The following is a 20352-nucleotide window of genomic DNA, read 5'->3' as shown; positions in this document are numbered from 1 at the left end:
AATGACAAAGTGGAGAAAAATTTTGATAAGCCCTCAAGTAACGATTTTGCAAACTATGAAATTAATTGATGATTCTGCACTACAATTCGCAATAGTCGTGGATGAAAACAGGTGTTTACTTGGGACGGTTACAGATGGCGACATTCGCCGAGGACTCCTAAAGGGTTTATCTTTAGATACTTCAATTCAAAAAGTCATGAATGAAACTCCTATATACGAAAACGCTGGAAAGAAGCAGTTTTATTATAAAGAAGTAATGAAAAAGTTGAAATTAAAGCAGCTGCCGATTGTAAATCAAGAAAAGCAGATTCTAGATGTTATTTTTGTGGATAATGTAGTAGAAACGTCGCAAAAAGAGAACACCGTTATATTAATGGCTGGCGGTCTTGGGACGAGACTTCGTCCTTTGACGGATCATGTGCCGAAACCTATGTTGAAAGTTGGAGACAAACCTATTTTAGAAACAATTATTGAAAGTTTTAAAGGTTTTGGATTTACTAATTTCATTTTGTCGGTAAATTATAAGAAGGAAATAATTAAAGATTATTTTCAAGATGGATCTCATCTCGATGTAAATATATCATATATAGAAGAAACAAAGAGGCTCGGTACAGCAGGTGCATTGTCACTTATAGTGGAGAAGCCCGAGCATCCTTTTTTTGTGATGAATGGAGATCTTTTGACTAAAGTTAACTATGAGCAGCTACTCAATTTTCATAGTGAAACCAATTCTGTTGCGACAATGTGTGTAAGGGAGTATGAGTATCAGATACCATATGGTGTTTTAGAGATGGAGAATCACCGCTTGTTATCAATTGAAGAGAAACCGATTCATAAAAGTTTTGTTAATGCAGGTATTTACGTTTTAAGTCCTGAGGTTTTAAAAAATATTCCTCAAAATGAATTTTATGATATGCCGGATCTTTTTAAGAAATTGATGAATGAACAAATAGAAGCCTCAGCTTTTCCCTTGAGAGAGTATTGGCTTGATATAGGGCGCTTGGATGATTATGAAAAGGCTAACTATGAATTTTGTGGAGGCTTAGTATGATAAATAATAAAAAAATACTAGCCATTATCCCCGCACGCGGTGGCTCAAAAGGGCTTCCAAGAAAAAATATTCGTGAATTAGCAGGGAAGCCTTTGATTGCATGGACGATAGAGGCTGGGCGAAAATCTAAATATATTGATAGGTTAATTGTATCATCAGAAGATTTCGAAATAATCGAAGTAGCAAAGAAATATGGAGCAGAGATCCCTTTTGTTCGCCCAAAGCATCTTGCAGAGGATGAATCCTTAGGATTGGATCCGGTGTTTCATGCATTGAGAGAGTTACCTGGCTATGATATTGTAGTTCTACTACAACCGACATCACCATTGCGCTTAACTGAGGATATTGATGCTTGTATTGAACAACTAATAGATTCAGGGGGGCCTGCATGCGTCAGTATGACGGAGACAGAAATATTACCCTATTGGATGTATACTTTGCAAGATAGCGGATTAATGAAACCTATTATTACAAAAAAAGAAATCGGAATTAGACGGCAAGATTTACCACCTGTTTATATTTTGAATGGTGCGGTTTATGTTGCAGAGACAGAATGGTTGTCTAGAGCAAAGTCATTTATAACAGAAGAAACCTCAGCGTTTATTATGCCTAATAACAGATCTTATGATATTGATACCGAAGAAGACTTCTTGTTGTGTGAGTGGAAGATGAACAAGGATTAGGTATATTGTTTTTTTGTGGAGCATTATGTTTAAGAATAATATATATCTAATCACCTTTTATGGCTTCTCTACGGAGAGGCTTGTTTTGTTTTTATGTTCAAAAAATAAGCTCCCATAAAGAAAACTACTAACCTTGACAATATTACCTATATTCAGACTCGACGATCCGGAGATTATAAGTTGATCCATTATCTAGAGAAACATATATTTCTATATTCTCAAGGATAAGTCCTAAAGTATCCCTGAAACTAGCCGATATATAAAGTATAATATGAGCGTTGTTGGAGGTCGGGGTATATGAATGTACAGTTTTCTTTTTCTGCTAGTTCTATGTCGGTCGGACAAAGCAGGCATGAGGTAACATCTAGCGCTGAATCGGAAAAGGTCCAAAGTAATCCGGTTACTATTCGAGATGCTAAAGATATCAGTCTGAAAGAGAAGCAAGGTGATAACATAACTGTTGCTGAGGAACAGCTTATCCGCACCATAGAGCGAGCAGTGAAATCTCTACAGGGGCCCCAAACCGCGCTAGCAATCAGTATCCACGAGAAAACGCATGATATTATTGTCAAAGTGCTTAATAAGGAAACCGGAGAACTTATTCGTGAAGTGCCACCAGAGAAGACTCTTGATTTAGTGGCTAAAATGATGGAAATTGCAGGTATTCTTGTAGACGAAAAAATATAATGTAGGGGGTACTAATTTGGTTACAAGAATTAATGGGTTTTCAGGGATGGACATAGATAGTATGGTCAAGAGTATGATGGCCGTCAAGCGTGCCCCCTTGGACAAACTATATCAACAAAAAGAAATTTTAAATTGGACCAGAGATAGCTACCGTGAGATTAGTAGTAAACTATATGATTTTAGAGTTAATAAGTTATCGGATAAATATAATTTGTCATCTGCATTAAACTCAAATAAAGCAATTGTTACTGGTAATACCGGTGCAGTAAAGGCCGAGTCGACAGCTACCGCGAACGGAATAGATATGGATGTCACAGTAAAGCAGTTAGCAACAAGTACTACGTTGGAGACAAATGGAGTAGGGCTAAATAAAACTGGGAAAACTACATTGGCAGAACTGGCAACAGGCAAAGCTTTCAGTGACCTTACTGATGCAGAAAAGGAAAAAGACTATACTATAAATATTAATGGTGTCAGCTTCAGTAGCTTGAATGATGCAACGAAATCTTTATTCACCGGAGCTACCTCTATTTCTACTTTAGTTTCAACAATTAATGCTGACAGTAAAGCCGGTGTAATAGCTAGCTTTGATGAGATTACAGGAAAGTTGGTAATTCGATCTAAGACAAGTGGTGCTCCGAGTAATGATCCGACAAGTGTAGATGGTAAAATAGTGTTAGGATCAGATAACACTATACTTAGTGATGTATTTAAGGGCATAAAGCAATATACCAATCAAGATGGAAGTTTGTCGGACACAAAACCTGGACAAGATGCTGTTATTAGCATAAATGGTTCAAACGATATAAAACAAAAGAGTAATACGTTCACTATAAATGGGGTACAACTAACACTACTCGCTGAAACTGGTACAAATGGAACCTCTAAGATCAGTAACCAATCCGATCCAGATAATTCTATTAAAACAATAAAAAGTTTTATCGAAGATTATAACAGTTTGCTTGGATTGTTTAACAAGAAAGTGAATGAAGCTAAATATAGTGATTTTACTCCTCTGACGGATGAACAAAAGAAGGAAATGAAAGAAAGTGAAATTCTAACTTGGACTCAGAAGGCCCAAAGCGGGCTTCTTAAAAATGATGACATCTTAAGATCAACCATATCGTCCATGCGTATGGTTATCTCTGAAAAAATGGGTAAGCTGAGTGAGTTGGGCATTACAACGGGGAGTTATTCTGAGGGCGGAAAATTAATAATTAATGAAGCGAAGCTCAAACTAGCGATTAGTAATAATCCTCAAAGTGTAATAGATTTATTCCAAGGTTCTGCTAGTCAGCCCAATGAGGGGCTTTTTGATAAATTAGGAGATACATTAGCTAAGCCATTGGAAAGTATCTCTATACGTGCGGGTACTAACAAGTATACTGCTGACGTCACTAGTACATTCAAAGAAGAGAGTGTTATGGGCAAAAAGCTCAAAGACTACAATACTCGAATAAACAACATGCTGACAATATTAACAAATACTGAAAAACGTTATTATAAACAGTTTTCAGCGATGGAGACAGCCATGAATAAACTAACGACACAATCTTCCAGTCTGTTCTCCAGTTAATATAATTATTATAAAGAGGGTGAGTTTTTTTGATTAGATCTCCATATGAGACATACCGCAAGTCTTCAGTCCAAACCTCAACCCCTGCGCAGTTGGTGATCATGCTGTATGATGGAGCGATCCGCTTTGTTAGAACGGCAATTGATGGACTTACAAAACAAGACTTTGAGAAAACAAATCTTAATTTCGGTAAGGCCCAGACAATTATGAGTGAGCTGATGTCTACATTAGATCATTCCTATGAAGTTTCTAAGAATTTGTTCTCACTTTACGAATATACAAATCATCTATTAATTGAAGCCAACATCCGCAAAAGCCCAGAAAAAGCGGAAGAGGCCATCGGCTACCTTACAGAACTTCGGGAAACTTGGCTACAAGCATCCAAAATCGCTGCAGGCCAGGGACAGGCTGAAAGTGCCCATGGATGAGTTAATTCAGAGCCTGAAGGAACTGACCTTAGGCATCACTGACAGACTCGATGAGACTACCTATGAGGAGTTAGAGCTTTTTGTCGAGGATCGTCAGGAGCTTGTCGATTCTATTGCAGAACAAGCCGAAATTTGTAAGTCGACGCCCGCACAAAAACAAGAAATTAATCGAATTCTGGAATACGATAATGTGATTTTAGATAGAATGAACGCTCTTCGTTTGGAAGCCCAAGACTGGTTGCAGAAGCGCAATCAGTCCAAGGTACAGCGTAGCGCATACGAGGCTGCTTATACTCCAGATAGTTTTCTAATGGATCGCAGAAAATAATTCATTTCGGTGTTTCACTATAGGAGTAGACGGGTATTAAATACCGTCTGCTCTTTTTTTGATCCTTACGCCTCAACTATTTCTTGATTATGGAAAATTAAACGTCCTATTTTACGTGGTAAATTATTGCATGTAAACATTTACTTTTCCAATTGACAATGAAGAAGTTACGGTGGTATAGTCGATTTGTGAGCAAGACTCACGTTCATCTGATGACGAAGGGAATGTTTAATCAATGGAAGGTAAAGTAAAATGGTTTAACGCAGAAAAAGGTTATGGTTTTATCGAGACTGCAGACGGTGGCGACGTATTCGTACACTTTTCCGCGATTCAAACTGATGGTTTCAAGACTTTGGATGAAGGCCAATCCGTAGAGTTCGATATCGTTGAAGGTGCACGCGGACCACAAGCAGCTAACGTAATCAAATTATAATCATACGGCTAAGCCGACCTACATATAAGTAGATGGTTAGCAATTTAGACAGCGCTAGCAAGGATCTTGGGATTTCTCCCAAGGTCCTTTTTTTGTGTGCTTGGGGCCCCCGCAAAGTACCTGAGTATGCATCAAAGTAAAGCTCCACTTTGTGGGGATATTTTGTGCTCTCAAAAGCCTCTATCAAGGCTGTTAATAGAAAGAAAATAGCGTACTTTGTAAATTTATAATATGGAAAATGTTAGAACTCTTCGAAATGTGGGTAATAGGTATACGTTGAGCTGTTTATCTTACCTCGACGCACACTATGTTAGCCTAGGCCAATACTTCCAAGAAGAGATTCATATAGCCTACGCTATCAAAACTTTTAGGAGGATGATTAGCAGGATGAAAAAGAAGTTGCGCGGTCTTATGACCGGAGTTTTAGGAGTTAGTATGTTATTAGGATCTCTTGGCAGCGTATCTGCCGCCTCCGTACCTAAGGATATTCAAGGTCACTGGGCCCAAGCTCAGCTACAGGAATGGCTAGATAGTGGATACCTTGGAGGATACCCAGACGGTACAGTTAAACCAAACAAGGCAATTACACGTGGAGAGTATGTGACTCTGGTAAATCGCCTGTTCGGTTTTAAAGAAAAAGCCACTGTAAGCTTTAAAGATATGAAAAGCACAAACTGGAACTACAGTGAAGTGGCTAAAGCCGTGGAAGCTGGCTATATCGGAGGATACGAGGACAATACGTTCCGTCCTAATAGTCCGCTCACAAGACAAGAGGCAGCAGTAATGGCTGCGAAATTACTTAAATTGAGCACCAATAGCACTACTAGCAAATTTAAAGACAACGCACAAATTGCAGCATGGGCAAAAGGTGCAGTAGCCGCTGCAGCGGATAAGAAGATTATTAACGGTTATCCGGATGGAACCTTCGGTCCTAAGAGATCGTTAACACGTGCAGAGGCTGTAGGTATCATCAACACCTCAGTCATCTATTACCCAGGTAGTGGTACAGGTGGTGGAGTAGTTCCTACCCCAACGCCAACGGCTACTCCGACACCAACCGCTACGCCAACGCCAACAGCTACTCCAGGTGGTAGTACAGGTGGTGGATCTGGCGGCGGTAACGGTGGTGACGGAAATGTCACAACACCAACCGTAAGTGGGGCAACCTATGGTAACGTTGGTTCGGTAACAGCCGATGTATACCTGACATCTTCCGTAACTGGCTCAGTGTACTATGTTGTAGCTCCTTATACTGCTAACGTAAGTGCACCGAGTGCATTGCAGGTAGAAAAAGGACAGATCAGCAATGGAACTGCAAGCGAACAACATGGTAGTGTTGCAACTGTAGCCAACACAACGGTTACATTCTCGGTTTACGGATTGAATCCTGGGACGGAATATGCAACATATATCGTAGCAGCGGATGCATCTGGCAATCTGTCTACTGTAACAACAGTTCGATTAACTACTGCTCAGGCAACAGCAAACTCGATTACGCTTTTTGAACCAGGACAAGTAGGTACAGTTACAGCAGATGTGTATGTTAAATATGGCGTGACTGGTGGCACTCCAACACCGGTAAGATATGTAGTATTGCCGGCAAATGAAAAAGCACCTAGCGCAACACAAATTTCTTTAGGGCAGAATAGTGCGGGTACAGCATTGACTGCTCCATGGACGAACACACTTACGTTCGCTCCTGGTGTAAAATATACGCATACATTGACTGGATTGACAGCCAATACTGCCTATAAGGTATACGTTATTAAAGGAACAGGTACACAATTGTCACCTGTAGAAATCATTCAAATTCATACCAAGTAACTTAATCTTATACTGTCTCAGTTTGGGAATATAAGAATGGAATTCGTACTATAATAACGACAGGTTTACAATTGGTCCGGTGAGGCGAATAGTTGCTCTTACCGGACTTGTTTTATTTGTGAACACAAGGACAATATTTGTTATCTAATTGTAAGGGCTGTAAGGAATTACTTTTTACTTAGCCTTAACAATTTGGTATAATGAAGGTGTAACTAAAGGAGGAGTGGCCATGCAATTCACCATTCGAGGTCAACAAATTGACGTGACCGACGCTTTGAGAGAGTATGTTGATAAGAAGCTCAGCAAACTTGAGAAGTATTTCGAAGCACCCCCTACCTCTGAAGGGTCTGTGACGCTTGGCGTAGTTCGCGGCCTTCATACGGTGGAAGTAACCATTCCGCTTGCTGGCGTGACGCTTCGTGCGGAAGATCGCAGCGATGACATGTATGCTTCCATAGATGCCGTTGTGGACAAGCTGGAACGTCAAATTCGCAAACACAAAACGAAGATCAATCGTAAGTTCCGTCAAGAGGGACTGAAGACGCTGTTTGTGGATGGAGCTAGTACCGCTGTTGCTGTAGAAGAACAAGATTATGATGATTTAGAAGTTGTGCGGAACAAACGCTTTACAATGAAGCCGATGGATGTGGAAGAAGCAATTCTTCAAATGAACATGGTAGGACATAATTTCTTTGTGTTTTCCAATATCGACACCTCGGAAGTAAGCGTAGTTTACAAACGTGATGATGGTAAATATGGACTGATTGAACAGGGCTAAGATACAATGATGCCAGTTATGCTCTAAGTATAAAGGGCCTCGAGAGTTAGTCAGAACCTAAGAAATTTAAACCGAGCCCCTATTCGCTTGCAGCGAATAGGGCTCTTGTGCGTATAAGCGACTATATTTGAAAAATGTGGCTGATACACCTTGTATTGCGGCATCTCTTACAAACTGTTACAATTTATGAAGCAGCGGAATCGAATTTATAAATGGCCCTTTCAATTTTGTGAGGATGGGCTCGGTTCCACCATCTGTGTTGCATGAAAGGGGTTAACCATGCTAGGACTTGTAAAGAAAATATTCGGAGACACCAACGATCGTGACGTTAAACGTCTCATGAAGACAGTCGATGTAATTAATGGATTGGAACCGGAATTTGTAAAGCTATCTGATGAACAGTTACAAGCTAAGACAGCAGAATTCCGTGCCCGTATTGAAAAAGGCGAAACTCTGGAAGAAATTCTTCCTGAGGCATTTGCAACCGTACGTGAAGCTTCCAAGCGGACACTTGGTATGCGGCATTTTGATGTGCAGTTAATTGGTGGTATGGCTCTGCATGAAGGCCGAATCTCCGAGATGAAGACTGGTGAAGGTAAGACACTAGTAGGTACATTGCCAGTGTATTTGAATGCTTTGCTAGGTAAAGGCGTACACGTAGTAACGGTCAATGACTATTTGGCTCAGCGCGACAGCGCACAAATGGCACAAATCTATAACTTCCTGGGCATGACGGTTGGGGTTAACCTAAGCGGTATGGACCATGCTGATAAACAAGCTGCTTATGCCTGCGATATTACGTATGGCACAAACAACGAATTTGGTTTTGATTATTTGCGTGACAACATGGTGCTTTATAAAGAGCAAATGGTTCAGCGCCCTCTGTATTTCTGTATTATTGATGAAGTGGACTCTATTCTTATTGATGAAGCACGTACACCTCTTATTATTTCCGGACAAGCTGAGAAGTCTACAGAATTGTATTTTTCAGCAGACCGTTTCGTGAAAAAGCTTAAGGCTGAAGAAGACTACACAGTTGATATTAAGGTGAAGTCTGTTGCCTTGACTGAAAAAGGTGTGGCTACTGCTGAGCGCGCTTTTGGTATTGAGAACTTGTATGATCACAGTCATGTAACTTTGAATCACCATATCGTCCAAGCCCTAAAAGCAAATGTAATTATGCGTCGTGACGTAGATTACGTTGTAAACGAGGGTGAGGTCGTTATTGTTGATGAATTTACAGGACGTCTAATGTCAGGTCGTCGCTATAGCGATGGGCTGCACCAAGCGATTGAAGCGAAGGAAGAAATCGAAGTACAGAATGAGAGTATGACTCTTGCAACGATCACATTCCAGAACTACTTCCGTATGTATCGCAAACTGGGCGGTATGACAGGTACAGCGAAGACTGAGGAAGAGGAATTCAAGAAGATTTATGGTCTTGAAGTTCTTCAAGTACCTACGAACAAACCAAATCAGCGCGTAGATATGCCGGATGTTGTCTACAAGAGTGAGAACGGTAAGTTCAAGGCTGTAGTGGAAGAAATTGTAGAACGTCACAAAAAGAACCAGCCGGTACTGGTTGGTACAGTGTCGATCGAGAATTCAGAGCTCGTATCTGAAATGCTGAAGCGCAAAGGCGTTAGACACCAAGTGCTTAACGCGAAGCATCACGCTGCGGAAGCAGAAATCATTACCCATGCAGGTCAGCCAGGTACAGTTACGATTGCTACCAACATGGCTGGACGTGGTACGGACATCGTGCTGGGTGAAGGTGTGACAGATCTTGGAGGTCTGCATATCATTGGTACAGAGCGTCATGAATCACGCCGGATTGATAACCAGCTGCGCGGTCGTGCGGGTCGTCAAGGTGACCCTGGTTCTACACAGTTCTACTTGTCGCTTGGCGATGAGCTTATGAAGCGTTTTGGTGCTGACAACGTTCTGACTATGATGGATCGTCTCGGATTCGAGGAAGATCAGCCGATTGAGAGTCGTATGATCACACGTGCTGTAGAATCTGCTCAGAAACGTGTTGAAGGTAATAACTTTGATATCCGTAAAGTCGTATTGCAATATGATGACGTGATGAATCAGCAGCGTGAAATTATTTATAAACAACGCCGTGAGATTCTGGAGTCCGATAATATTAAAGATGTCGTGCTTGAAATGATCAAGCCAGTAATTGAGCGTATCGTTCTTGCACACTGTAGCGATGATATTCCTGAGAACTGGGAACTGCAAGAAGTTGCTGATTACGTAAACAGCAAGCTGCTTGAAGAAGGTGCTTTGACCCGTGATATTCTATGGGGCAAGGAAGCAGAGGAAATCATCGAGTTCATTTTTGAACGTGTGCTTGAGAAATATGCTGCTCGTGAAGAACGCCTGGGCTCAGAACTCGTACGTGAATTCGAAAAAGTAATCGTGCTTCGTTCCGTAGATAGCAAATGGATGGATCATATTGATGCAATGGATCAATTGCGTCAAGGGATTCACTTGCGTGCTTACGGTGGTACGGATCCACTTCGCGAGTATCAATTCGAAGGCTTTGAGATGTTTAATACTATGACTGCTACGATTCAAGAAGAAGTAGCTACTTATATTATGAAGGCTCACATCGAGGCGAATCAGGAACGTCAATCCGTTATTGATGAAGACAAGATCTCTACAAACAGCGAACCTGTTGAGAAACGTCCGGTTCATGTTGAGGCTGTGACTGGCCGTAATGATCTTTGCCCTTGCGGAAGCGGCAAGAAGTACAAGAATTGCCACGGTCAAAACGCATAAGACAAACGTTTAGTAGCGCTCATATTCAGGTGTTGAAGATGTAAGTCTTTAACCCTGATCTCTATGGGTATACTAACCATAAAGAGCGGCTGGGCCCGGGGGTATCCCCCGTTTACGGCCCAGTCGCTTTTTTGGATATTTAGTATTCGAGCGAATGAGGAATGGAGAGAAGGTTTGGAACTGGAGAAGCGTAGCGCTCGCCTTTATCTTCAGATTCCAACCGCAAGTGCGGTTATCTAATCAAGGAATCTGAGGATAACAGCAATCGGAAGTCCAATCCTTCTCGGAATGGCTGAACATTCACTCATTACTAATTTTCCAATAGCGAAGACCGTAACAACCCATTTTGAAAGGTGAAGTGACCTATGATAGAACCAAATGTAAAGCAGGATCTGCGTGAAATAGGCAAGAAACTAACTGACCTTAGGGGGTCTCTTTGACTTAGATCTTAAGCAAGAGATGATTTCTAACTTTGAAGAGAAAATGGCGGCTCCAGGATTCTGGGATAATAGTGAGCAAGCGCAGAGTGTAATCGCTGAGATGAACGCTGTGAAATCTTCCGTAGATCAATACGAGAAGCTTCAACAGGAATACGATGATGCTGCTATGATGGCAGAGCTTGCGGATGAAGAGGGCGATGAGGATCTGGCAACAGAAATCGGAGAGACGATCCGTAGCCTAGGCAGTAAAGTGGATGAATTCGAGCTGCAATTGCTGCTTAACCAACCGTACGACAAGTTAAATGCTATTCTTGAGCTTCATCCGGGTGCAGGCGGAACAGAATCTCAAGACTGGGGACAGATGTTGCTGCGTATGTACACACGTTGGGCTGAGAAACGTGGATTTAAGGTTGAGGTGCTTGATTATTTACCGGGTGATGAAGCAGGGATTAAGAGTGTCACACTGCTCATCAAGGGTTTCAACGTCTACGGATATTTGAAAGCCGAAAAGGGTGTACACCGACTGGTGCGGATATCCCCGTTTGACTCTTCTGGCAGACGCCACACCTCTTTTGTGTCCTGTGATGTTGTTCCGGAAATTACGGATGATGTTGAAGTTGAGATCCGCACCGAAGATCTTAAGATCGATACGTATCGCGCGAGTGGTGCCGGTGGACAGCATATCAATACTACGGACTCTGCTGTACGGATTACTCACTTGCCGTCGGGCGTAGTGGTAACCTGCCAGAACGAACGTTCACAGATCAAGAACCGGGAACAAGCCATGAAAATGCTGCGTTCCAAGCTCTATGAGCGCAAGCTGCAAGAGCAGCAGCAGCAATTGGATGAGATTCGCGGCGAGCAATCGGAAATCGCTTGGGGCAGTCAGATTCGTTCCTATGTATTCCATCCGTATAACATGGTCAAGGATCACCGTACTTCCGTGGAAACAGGTAATGTGGGTGCAGTAATGGACGGAGACCTGGACGCATTCATTGATGGGTACTTGCGTAGCCAGATCAAGGTTGAGGCGGATTAAGGGATTTTTTCGGGAATATAGGAAAGTATAAGCTTACTCCATACTTTATCTTTATATTTTTTTAGGGGAAACGGATACCATTCTTTGATATGGATGGAATACCCGTTTCTTCTTACGTAGAGCAAGATGACACTTTAAGGAGCGCCATGAAATGCAAAAAATCAATTCTCGTAATAAACCCCCGCTGATTCCACTGAATGGACCCGTCCGTCATGTGGTGGATACAATGCTTATTCTGATCGGTTCGCTAATCACGGCATTGGGGTTTAATCTTTTTTTTCTGCCTAATCATATAGCTTCTGGTGGTGTATCGGGTCTTTCTGTATTGGCTGAAGCTTGGTTTGGGGCTGAACCGGCATTTACGCAATGGGCACTTAATATCCCGCTGTTTGTGCTCGGAGTAATCTTCCTGGGTAAACAATACGGCGTTCGCTCGTTGCTCGGGAGCTTTGTATTGCCGCTATTTATCTTGTTGACAAAAGATTTGCCTACACCGACAACCAATCCACTTTTAGCCTCCATTTATGGCGGTATCTGTGTGGGGGTGGGACTTGGCGTTGTGTTCCGCGGACGGGGCTCAACAGGTGGACTTACGATTTTGGCGCAAATCATTCAAAAGATATCTGGTCTCAGCTTCTCGGTTTCCGTTGTGTTGCTGGACGGGACGGTTATTGTGCTGGCTGCATTTATACTCGGCATGGAGCAGGCGCTGTATGCGCTGATCGGATTGTTTGTTACGGGTAAGGCCATTAATGCAATAGAGGTAGGCTTCCGTTATACGAAGGTTGCTTATATTATCTCGGATAAGACAGATGAAATATCTGCGGCGATATTAAATGATCTGGATCGTGGTTTGACGAAGCTGGACGCACATGGCGGGTACACTGGAGATGCACGTACTGTTCTGATGGTTGTGGTAGGTCAGAATGAAGTATCAAGGCTAAAGGCGATTGTCCAATCCGTAGATACAAGTGCATTTGTTATTATTACCGAAGCACATGAAGTGTTAGGCGAAGGATTTAAAAGAGAAGCGTAATCTCTCCTACGGGGGAGGCGACGCTTCTCTTTTTTTTTAAATGAGGTTATATTTAGGATGAATAAAGTTCACATATTGTGTTGTATTTATATTAATAGGGATGTATAATAATACATATTTCTAAGACGGTATGCATTATATTAAATAATTTATTCATGATAAGCAGGAAGTGGGGATGACAGTGGAAGGCAAGCTGAGGGCGGCGATTGTTGGATCAACGGGTTATGGAGGCGTAGAGCTGATTCGGCTACTACAAAGTCATCCTAAAGTAGAGATTACTTCGGTAATTTCCTCATCTAGTGCAGGGGATGCGATAGAGGAAGGGTTTCCTCATTTGACGGGCATTATTGACCGAAGGCTGGATGGCGTTGATCCGGCGCAGATGGCTGAGCGGGCGGATGTGGTTTTTACGGCTACGCCGTCTGGTGTAAGTGCAAAGCTGGTGCCGCAGCTGCTGGAAGTTGGACTTAAGGTCGTAGATCTATCCGGTGATTTCCGATTGAAGGATGGCGCAGAGTATGAGCACTGGTACAAACATACAGCTCCTGCTGATGAGTACCTAGAACAAGCTGTGTACGGACTTTGCGAGGTGTTCGGAGAGCGTGTGGCTGGGGTTGATTTTATATCTAATCCAGGCTGTTATCCTACGGCTACACTTCTTGGACTAATTCCTGCGATTCAGGCAGGCTGGATTAAGCATGACAGTATTATTATTGATGCGAAATCAGGGGTTACCGGAGCTGGACGCGGAACGAGCCTGATGGTGCATTATGCAGAGATAAACGAGAACTTAAAAACTTATAAAATAAATAAACATCAACATATACCAGAAATCGAGCAGACACTCACGGAGATTGCTGGAGAAAAGGTAACCGTAACGTTCACCACACATCTCGTGCCGATGAGCCGAGGAATCATGAGTACGATGTATGCAGGAATGACTGGCAATTATACGGAACAGGATTTTGTGGATTTATATCGTGAATATTATGCGGGCAGACCTTATGTGCGGGTGCGCGATGTAGGTGTGATTCCAGCGACAAAAGAAGTTAGCGGCTCTAATTATTGTGATATCGGATTTGCGACAGATGCTCGTACAGGGCGGGTGACCATAGTCTCCGTCATTGATAACGTTGTAAAAGGTGCGGCAGGTCAGGCAATACAGAACCTTAATTTGATGATGGGATGGGAGGAAACCCTTGGCCTCGGCTACACACCTGTGTATCCATAAGGATCAGCGGTACAAATAACATGAGCGAGATTGAATTATTTACTGCCTTGGAAGGTGGAAGCATTACCTCACCTAAAGGATTTAAGTCCGGAGGACTGCACTGTGGATTGAAAAAAACAGACCGCAACGATCTCGGAGTGATTCTTTGTGAGGTTCCAGCTACGGCTGCTGCCGTGTATACGACAAATGTTTTTCAGGCGGCTCCTCTGAAGGTGACGCGTGAAAGTCTTGTGAACGGAACGTTGCAGGCGGTAGTCGTGAACAGCGGAAATGCTAATGCCTGCACAGGCGAACAAGGCGAGTCCGATGCTTATGAGATGCGCGCTGCTGCGGCTCAACATTTGGGTGTAGAGGTTAATGATGTTGCTGTCGCCTCGACTGGTGTGATCGGTGAGCTGCTGAAGATGGATTGCGTACGTAGCGGTATTGCTGCAATACCAGAAAAGCTGGACGGTGGGGCTGCTGGAGCGGAGGAATTCTGTCAGGCCATACTTACAACTGATTTAGTTAAAAAAGAGGTTGCCGTGAAGGTGCTTGTTGGCGGTGTAGAAGTTATTATTGCTGGAGCTGCAAAGGGCTCCGGGATGATTCATCCTAACATGGCTACCATGCTCGGTTTTATGACTACAGATGCTGATATTTCAGCGGAAGATTTACACAGTCTACTTCGTTCTGCTACGAACGTTACTTTTAATATGATTACAGTGGATGGAGATACAAGCACGAATGATATGCTAGTCTCGATGGCTAGTGGGCTTGCAGGTAATGAGAAGCTGACTCGACTGCATCCGGATTGGGACGCTTTTGCCGCTGGATTCACGTATGTCTGCCAGACGCTTGCCAAGGCGATTGCACGTGATGGAGAAGGTGCGACTCACCTGATTGAGGTTCAAGTGAATGGTGCTGTTCATGACGAAGCTGCTGCAGCGATTGCCAAGACAGTGGTGGGTTCTAGCCTAGTGAAATCTGCTATTTTTGGAGCGGATGCGAACTGGGGACGGATCATTGCTGCAGTTGGACGCGCGGGTGTTCCAGTATCTCCGGAGCGTGTGAACATTTCGTTAGGTGATATCGAGGTGCTACTGCATTCGAAGCCGGTTGCTTTTGATGAGGAGAAGGCTTTGGCCTATTTGCAAAAAAGTGAAACTGTGCTGATCACTGTAGATTTGCATGATGGAACCGGAAAGGCTACAGCTTGGGGCTGTGACCTAACTTACGATTATGTGCGTATTAACGCTGCATACCGTACCTAATTTGTGGCGGCTTAAGCCCACAAGGGAAGGATACCGAACTTATGACGCTAAATAGCGAGCTTGAACTTATAGATGCATTAGATGGTAGTGGATTGTTTGTGATGAAATGCGGCGGCAGTACGCTGGCTGCTCTTCCTGATTCTTTTTTCGAAGATTTACGAGATTTGCAGCAGGAAGGCATTCAGCCTGTAATTGTTCATGGCGGAGGGCCAGCCATTTCAGAGAATCTAGCAAAGCTGGGCATTGAAAGCAGCTTCGTGAACGGTCTGCGAGTAACCACCGAGGCAGTACTAGATGTCGTAGAGATGACACTGGCAGGGAGTATCAACAAGGCGATTGTAAGGCGAATTCAAGGAAGTGGTGGTCTAGCTCTAGGGCTATCCGGCATCGATGGAAATATGATTACTGCTAGACCCGTAGCTAATAGCGCTGAAGTAGGGTTGGTAGGCGAAGTAATGGAAGTAAAAGCTGATATCGTAACAGGGATTATAGGTATGGGATATATTCCTGTCATTGCACCTATTGGTGTAGATGCTGCAGGTCAGCGCTACAATATTAACGCAGATACAGCAGCAGGGGCAGTCGCTTCTTATATAGAGTCTCCCCAAATGATCGTAGTCACTGATGTGCCTGGCATTATGAGTACGGTGGAGGGGCGAAAGGTTGTGCTTCCATCCGTTACCGTACAGGAAATCGAAGCTTTAATTGAAAGTGGAGAAATCTACGGCGGCATGATCCCAAAAGTACGGGCAGCTATCGATTGCATTCAAGGCAGCGTTTCAGAGGTTATTATTGTGGATGGAAAAGAACCGCGGGTGCTTAGCCGAGTACTACAAGGTGAAGCGATAGGCACACGTATTATTCGTTCGTAGAATCATAGATGAATATCATTTAGAGGTGCAGCCTGGTACACAGGAGCACAAGGTGGGAGAGTGACTTAGAATGAGCAAGCTTACACAAGTTGAATTGGATTCGCAAGCAGGGGCACAGCAGACCGATACAGTAGGATCAGGTACACCGGATGTTGCAGCAGGCAAGCTTAGCGCGGTATTCCCTTCTTACGCCAGATATGATCTCAGCTTAGTTAAAGGCAAAGGCACCTGGGTATGGGATGATAAGGGCAATAAGTATCTTGATTTCACAAGTGGATTAGCTGTGACCAGTCTAGGTCATGCTCCTGAAAAAGTCGGTGCGAAGCTAAAGGGTCAGATTGATACGCTCTGGCATGTCTCGAACCTGTTCCATATTCCTGGACAGGACAAAGTTGCAAACCTTTTGACAGAGAATAGCTGCGCTGATCAAGTGTTTTTCTGCAATAGTGGGGCAGAAGCGAATGAGGCTGCTATTAAGCTGGCTCGTCGTTACCACCAGAAGATTAAAGGTGTGGATCGTTATGAGGTTATCACATTTGAACAATCCTTCCATGGACGTACATTAGCCACACTAACAGCTACAGGTCAGCAAAAGGTAAAAGAAGGATTCCTGCCGCTTCCAGCAGGCTTCAAGACTGTGCCCTTGCATGATCTCCCGGCGTTGGAAGCTGCTATCGGTGATCATACCGCTGCTATCATGCTGGAGATGGTGCTTGCAGAGGGTGGCGTGCTAGAGGTAGAACCAGAGTTCTTGAACGCTGTAGTAGCCTTGTGCAAGAAACACGGATTGCTTCTGATTGTAGATGAAGTACAAACAGGAATGGGACGTACAGGCAAGTTGTTCGCTCATCAGCATTATGGAATTGAACCAGATATCTTCACTTTGGCTAAAGGGATTGCTAGTGGGTTCCCAGCGGGTTTAATGCTTGGCAAAGGATATTTGCGTGATGCTTTCTCACCAGGCAGCCATGCGTCCACCTTCGGGGGAACACCACTCGCAACAGCGGTTATGGCAGCGACAATTGAAACGATGCTGGAGGATGAGCTTCCACAACGCGCTGAAGAAATGGGTAAGTACCTGACAGGTCTTTTGAAAGAGAAGCTGGCGGATAGTTCTTTTGTGAAGGATATCCGTGGTAAAGGACTGTTGATCGGGATTGAATGTCAATCACCAGTGGGCGATATTGTTTTGGCTGGACAAAAGAAAGGCCTGTTGTTCGTGACAGCGGGTCCTAATGTCCTTCGTCTGTTGCCTAATCTATATGTAAGTAAAGAGGAGATCGACCAAGCGGTAGACATCGTCTCCGAACTCATTCATACTTATGCTAAACAAGCAAACGGGGAGGTAAGCTCATGAGTCAGGGCGTACAGAGTAACAAGCACACCATTGCGCAGCAACTGAAAGGCCGTGATTTACTGGAGCTGAACGATTACAGCCCGGAGGAAATTACGTATCTGATTGATTCGGCGATTGAGCTGAAGAAGAAGCAGAAAAATGGCGAAGAATTTCAGCCGCTGAAGGGAAAGACGATTGGTCTTATTTTTGAAAAATCCTCTACTCGTACGCGTGTGTCGTTTGAAGTTGGAATGTACCAGCTGGGAGGGCATGCCCTTTTCTTGAGCAAAAATGACATTCAGCTTGGACGCGGTGAAACGGTTGGCGATACAGCACAAGTAATGTCACGTTACCTCGACGGAATTATGATCCGTACCTTCGGCCATGACAAAGTAGAGGATCTGGCTCGTTATGCTTCTATTCCAGTAATCAACGGTCTGAGCGACCTGGCACATCCTTGCCAAGTGCTGGCGGATTACCAAACCATTTATGAGCACAAAGGAAAGCTCAAAGGCCTGAAGCTGGCTTACATCGGCGATGGCAACAATATGGCGCATTCCTTAATGATTGGCGGAGCTAAGCTGGGCGTGGACGTATCTATTGCCGGACCGGAAGGTTATGAGCCGGATGCAGCAGTTGTCGCAGAAGCTCGTGAGATCGCTAAAGAAACCGGAGCAAAGATTGTGGTCACTCGCAGCCCGCAAGAAGCTGTACAAGACGCTGACGTCATCTATACCGATGTGTGGGCGAGCATGGGCTTCGAAGAGGAGCAAAAGGCGCGTGAAGCGGCATTCAAGGACTATCAGGTCAATGAGGAGCTTGTAAAAGGCGCGAAGAGCGATTATCTCTTCCTGCACTGCCTGCCAGCCCACCGTGAGGAAGAGGTCAGCACAGGCGTGATTGACGGCCCTAACTCGGTCATCTTTGATCAGGCTGAGAACCGCCTGCATGCGCAAAAGGCTTTAATGGCTGCCCTAATTAGTTAAGGAATCATAGATAATTAGGATTGAACTTATATTGGTCTAAGATTATATAAAATACTATATAAGATGAACTTAATAAGTAGCGTTGGAATTCCGGTGCGGAGCAATGAAGTGAAAGTTTGGAACTGTAGGAGCGTTAGCGTTCGCCTTTATAATCAGATTTCATCTGCGAAGGCAGACTACAATCATAGAAATCTGATTATAACAGCGACCGGAAGTCCAAACATTTCACGCAGTTGCGCCTTATTACCGGAGTTCTATAAGCGCATTTTAGCGAATCTTATACCCCCCACACGAAAGGAAGTTGCCACACCATGGCTAAAGAAAAAATTGTACTCGCCTATTCCGGCGGACTAGATACATCCGTTATTTTGAAATGGCTTAAAGAAACTTATGATGCGGAGATCATCGCCTTCACTGCCGATATCGGCCAAAAAGAAGAGCTCGACGGTTTGGAGGAAAAAGCACTAGCAACCGGCGCTTCGAAAGTATACATCGACGACCTGCGCGATGAATTCGCTAGCGATTTCATCTACCCTATGTTCCAATCTGGCGCACTTTATGAAGGCCAGTACTTGCTCGGAACTAGTATTGCTCGTCCACTGATCGCTAAGCGCATGGTGGACATCGCCATCGCTGAAGGCGCAACGGCTATCGCACACGGTGCGACAGGTAAAGGGAATGACCAAGTGCGTTTTGAGCTTGGTGTAGCTGCATTAGCTCCGAACATCAAGGTGATTGCACCTTGGCGTCTGGAAGAGTTCCGCAATCAATTTCCAGGCCGTGCGGAAATGATCGCTTATGCGGAAGCTAATGATATTCCGGTACAAGCATCTGCGGCGAAGCCGTATTCGATGGACCGTAACCTGCTGCACATCAGCTATGAGAGCGGCGTATTGGAAGATCCTTGGTTCGATCCAAGCGCACCTGAGAACAAAGGAATGTTCCTACTGAGCAACGCTCCAGAGGATGCTCCGGATGAAGCGGAATATTTGGAACTCGATTTTGTTAAGGGAGACTGCGTAGCCCTGAATGGTGAGTCCTTAAACCCACTTCAAGTGATGGAGAAATTGAACGAGCTAGGCGGTAAACACGGTATCGGACGTGTGGATATGGTTGAGAACCGTTTTGTCGGCATGAAGAGCCGTGGTGTGTATGAGACTCCGGGTGGAACAATCCTGTTCGTCGCTCATCGCAAAATGGAGTCCATCACGATGGACCGTGAAGTGATGAACCTGCGTGACAGCCTGATCACTCGTTACAGCACTTTGGTGTATAACGGTTTCTGGTTCGCTCCAGAGCGTATTGCACTGCAGGCTCTTGTGACGCAAAGCCAACAAAATGTAACGGGTACTGTTCGTCTTAAACTGTACAAAGGCAATATCATTGGCGCTGGAGTGAAGAGCCCAGTCAGCCTATACAACCCTGAGATTGCAACGATGGAAGCTGATCCTACACAAGCTTATGATCAAGGGGATGCCACTGGTTTTATCCACTTGAACGCTTTGCGCCTTAAAGTTTCTACAGGTGTAAATGGAGCTTCTAAATAGTACGATAACATATACTTAAACGGGCAACCCCGAAGGC

At 44.0% G+C, this 20352-nt stretch carries 18 protein-coding genes; all 18 read left to right on the top strand.

The window, feature by feature from the left end; translation table 11 throughout:
* Position 1: 1 nt before the first annotated feature.
* Positions 2-1051, top strand: coding sequence for a nucleotidyltransferase family protein (locus tag MKX41_RS22460; RefSeq protein WP_340973197.1), 1050 nt, complete (start codon positions 2-4; stop codon positions 1049-1051).
* Complete coding sequence (locus MKX41_RS22455) at positions 1048-1734, top strand: acylneuraminate cytidylyltransferase family protein (protein ID WP_340973196.1); 687 nt, start codon at positions 1048-1050, stop codon at positions 1732-1734. Before MKX41_RS22460 ends, MKX41_RS22455 begins: the two co-directional genes overlap by 4 nt.
* Positions 1735-2031: 297 nt before the next feature.
* Positions 2032-2421, top strand: a complete 390-nt coding sequence (locus MKX41_RS22450) for a flagellar protein FlaG (protein ID WP_149645320.1) — start codon at positions 2032-2034, stop codon at positions 2419-2421.
* Positions 2422-2437: 16 nt separating this feature from the next.
* A complete protein-coding gene (gene fliD / locus MKX41_RS22445; protein ID WP_340973193.1) occupies positions 2438-3997 on the top strand; it encodes a flagellar filament capping protein FliD in 1560 nt (519 codons plus the stop codon).
* Between the two features lie 29 nt (positions 3998-4026).
* Complete coding sequence (fliS, locus tag MKX41_RS22440; protein ID WP_149645318.1) at positions 4027-4425, top strand: flagellar export chaperone FliS; 399 nt, start codon at positions 4027-4029, stop codon at positions 4423-4425.
* On the top strand, positions 4418-4753 hold the full coding sequence (locus MKX41_RS22435; RefSeq protein WP_340973191.1) for a hypothetical protein: 336 nt from the start codon (positions 4418-4420) through the stop codon (positions 4751-4753). The genes fliS and MKX41_RS22435 overlap by 8 nt, the downstream gene beginning before the upstream one ends.
* A gap of 235 nt (positions 4754-4988) precedes the next feature.
* Entirely contained in the window at positions 4989-5186 is a 198-nt protein-coding gene (locus tag MKX41_RS22430; RefSeq protein WP_019915069.1) for a cold shock domain-containing protein, read from the top strand.
* A gap of 387 nt (positions 5187-5573) precedes the next feature.
* Positions 5574-7010, top strand: a complete 1437-nt coding sequence (locus MKX41_RS22425) for an S-layer homology domain-containing protein (protein ID WP_339267531.1) — start codon at positions 5574-5576, stop codon at positions 7008-7010.
* 229 nt (positions 7011-7239) lie between these two features.
* On the top strand, positions 7240-7788 hold the full coding sequence (gene hpf, locus MKX41_RS22420; protein ID WP_042131328.1) for a ribosome hibernation-promoting factor, HPF/YfiA family: 549 nt from the start codon (positions 7240-7242) through the stop codon (positions 7786-7788).
* A 279-nt stretch (positions 7789-8067) separates the two neighbouring features.
* Positions 8068-10575 (top strand): preprotein translocase subunit SecA, encoded by a 2508-nt coding sequence (secA, locus tag MKX41_RS22415; RefSeq protein ID WP_042192370.1) that lies wholly within the window; start codon positions 8068-8070, stop codon positions 10573-10575.
* A 365-nt stretch (positions 10576-10940) separates the two neighbouring features.
* Positions 10941-12054 (top strand): peptide chain release factor 2 gene (gene prfB, locus MKX41_RS22410; protein WP_143759238.1). Its coding sequence is split into 2 segments (ribosomal slippage): positions 10941-11012 and positions 11014-12054, totalling 1113 coding nucleotides; the frame shifts between segments, so codons are not numbered across the junction.
* Positions 12055-12205: 151 nt separating this feature from the next.
* Positions 12206-13090 carry a YitT family protein gene (locus MKX41_RS22405; RefSeq protein WP_076285679.1) on the top strand — a complete coding sequence of 295 codons (885 nt, stop codon included), beginning with the start codon at positions 12206-12208 and terminating at the stop codon, positions 13088-13090.
* Between the two features lie 175 nt (positions 13091-13265).
* Positions 13266-14321: an N-acetyl-gamma-glutamyl-phosphate reductase gene (gene argC / locus MKX41_RS22400; protein ID WP_445671323.1), complete on the top strand. Its 1056-nt coding sequence runs from the start codon at positions 13266-13268 to the stop codon at positions 14319-14321.
* A gap of 20 nt (positions 14322-14341) precedes the next feature.
* Positions 14342-15574: a bifunctional ornithine acetyltransferase/N-acetylglutamate synthase gene (gene argJ, locus MKX41_RS22395; RefSeq protein WP_340973186.1), complete on the top strand. Its 1233-nt coding sequence runs from the start codon at positions 14342-14344 to the stop codon at positions 15572-15574.
* A gap of 41 nt (positions 15575-15615) precedes the next feature.
* Complete coding sequence (gene argB / locus MKX41_RS22390) at positions 15616-16446, top strand: acetylglutamate kinase (RefSeq protein ID WP_340973184.1); 831 nt, start codon at positions 15616-15618, stop codon at positions 16444-16446.
* A 70-nt stretch (positions 16447-16516) separates the two neighbouring features.
* On the top strand, positions 16517-17803 hold the full coding sequence (locus MKX41_RS22385; RefSeq protein ID WP_340973182.1) for an aspartate aminotransferase family protein: 1287 nt from the start codon (positions 16517-16519) through the stop codon (positions 17801-17803).
* Positions 17800-18768, top strand: a complete 969-nt coding sequence (gene argF / locus MKX41_RS22380; protein ID WP_340973180.1) for an ornithine carbamoyltransferase — start codon at positions 17800-17802, stop codon at positions 18766-18768. The genes MKX41_RS22385 and argF overlap by 4 nt, the downstream gene beginning before the upstream one ends.
* 311 nt (positions 18769-19079) lie before the next feature.
* On the top strand, positions 19080-20315 hold the full coding sequence (locus MKX41_RS22375) for an argininosuccinate synthase (RefSeq protein ID WP_042192353.1): 1236 nt from the start codon (positions 19080-19082) through the stop codon (positions 20313-20315).
* Positions 20316-20352 lie beyond the last annotated feature (37 nt).

The sequence above is a fragment of the Paenibacillus sp. FSL R5-0475 genome (genome assembly GCF_038004585.1).
Lineage (GTDB): Bacteria > Bacillota > Bacilli > Paenibacillales > Paenibacillaceae > Paenibacillus_AQ.
The sequence above is the reverse complement of the archived record's forward strand: the minus strand, read 5'-3'. Positions and strand labels throughout refer to the sequence as shown.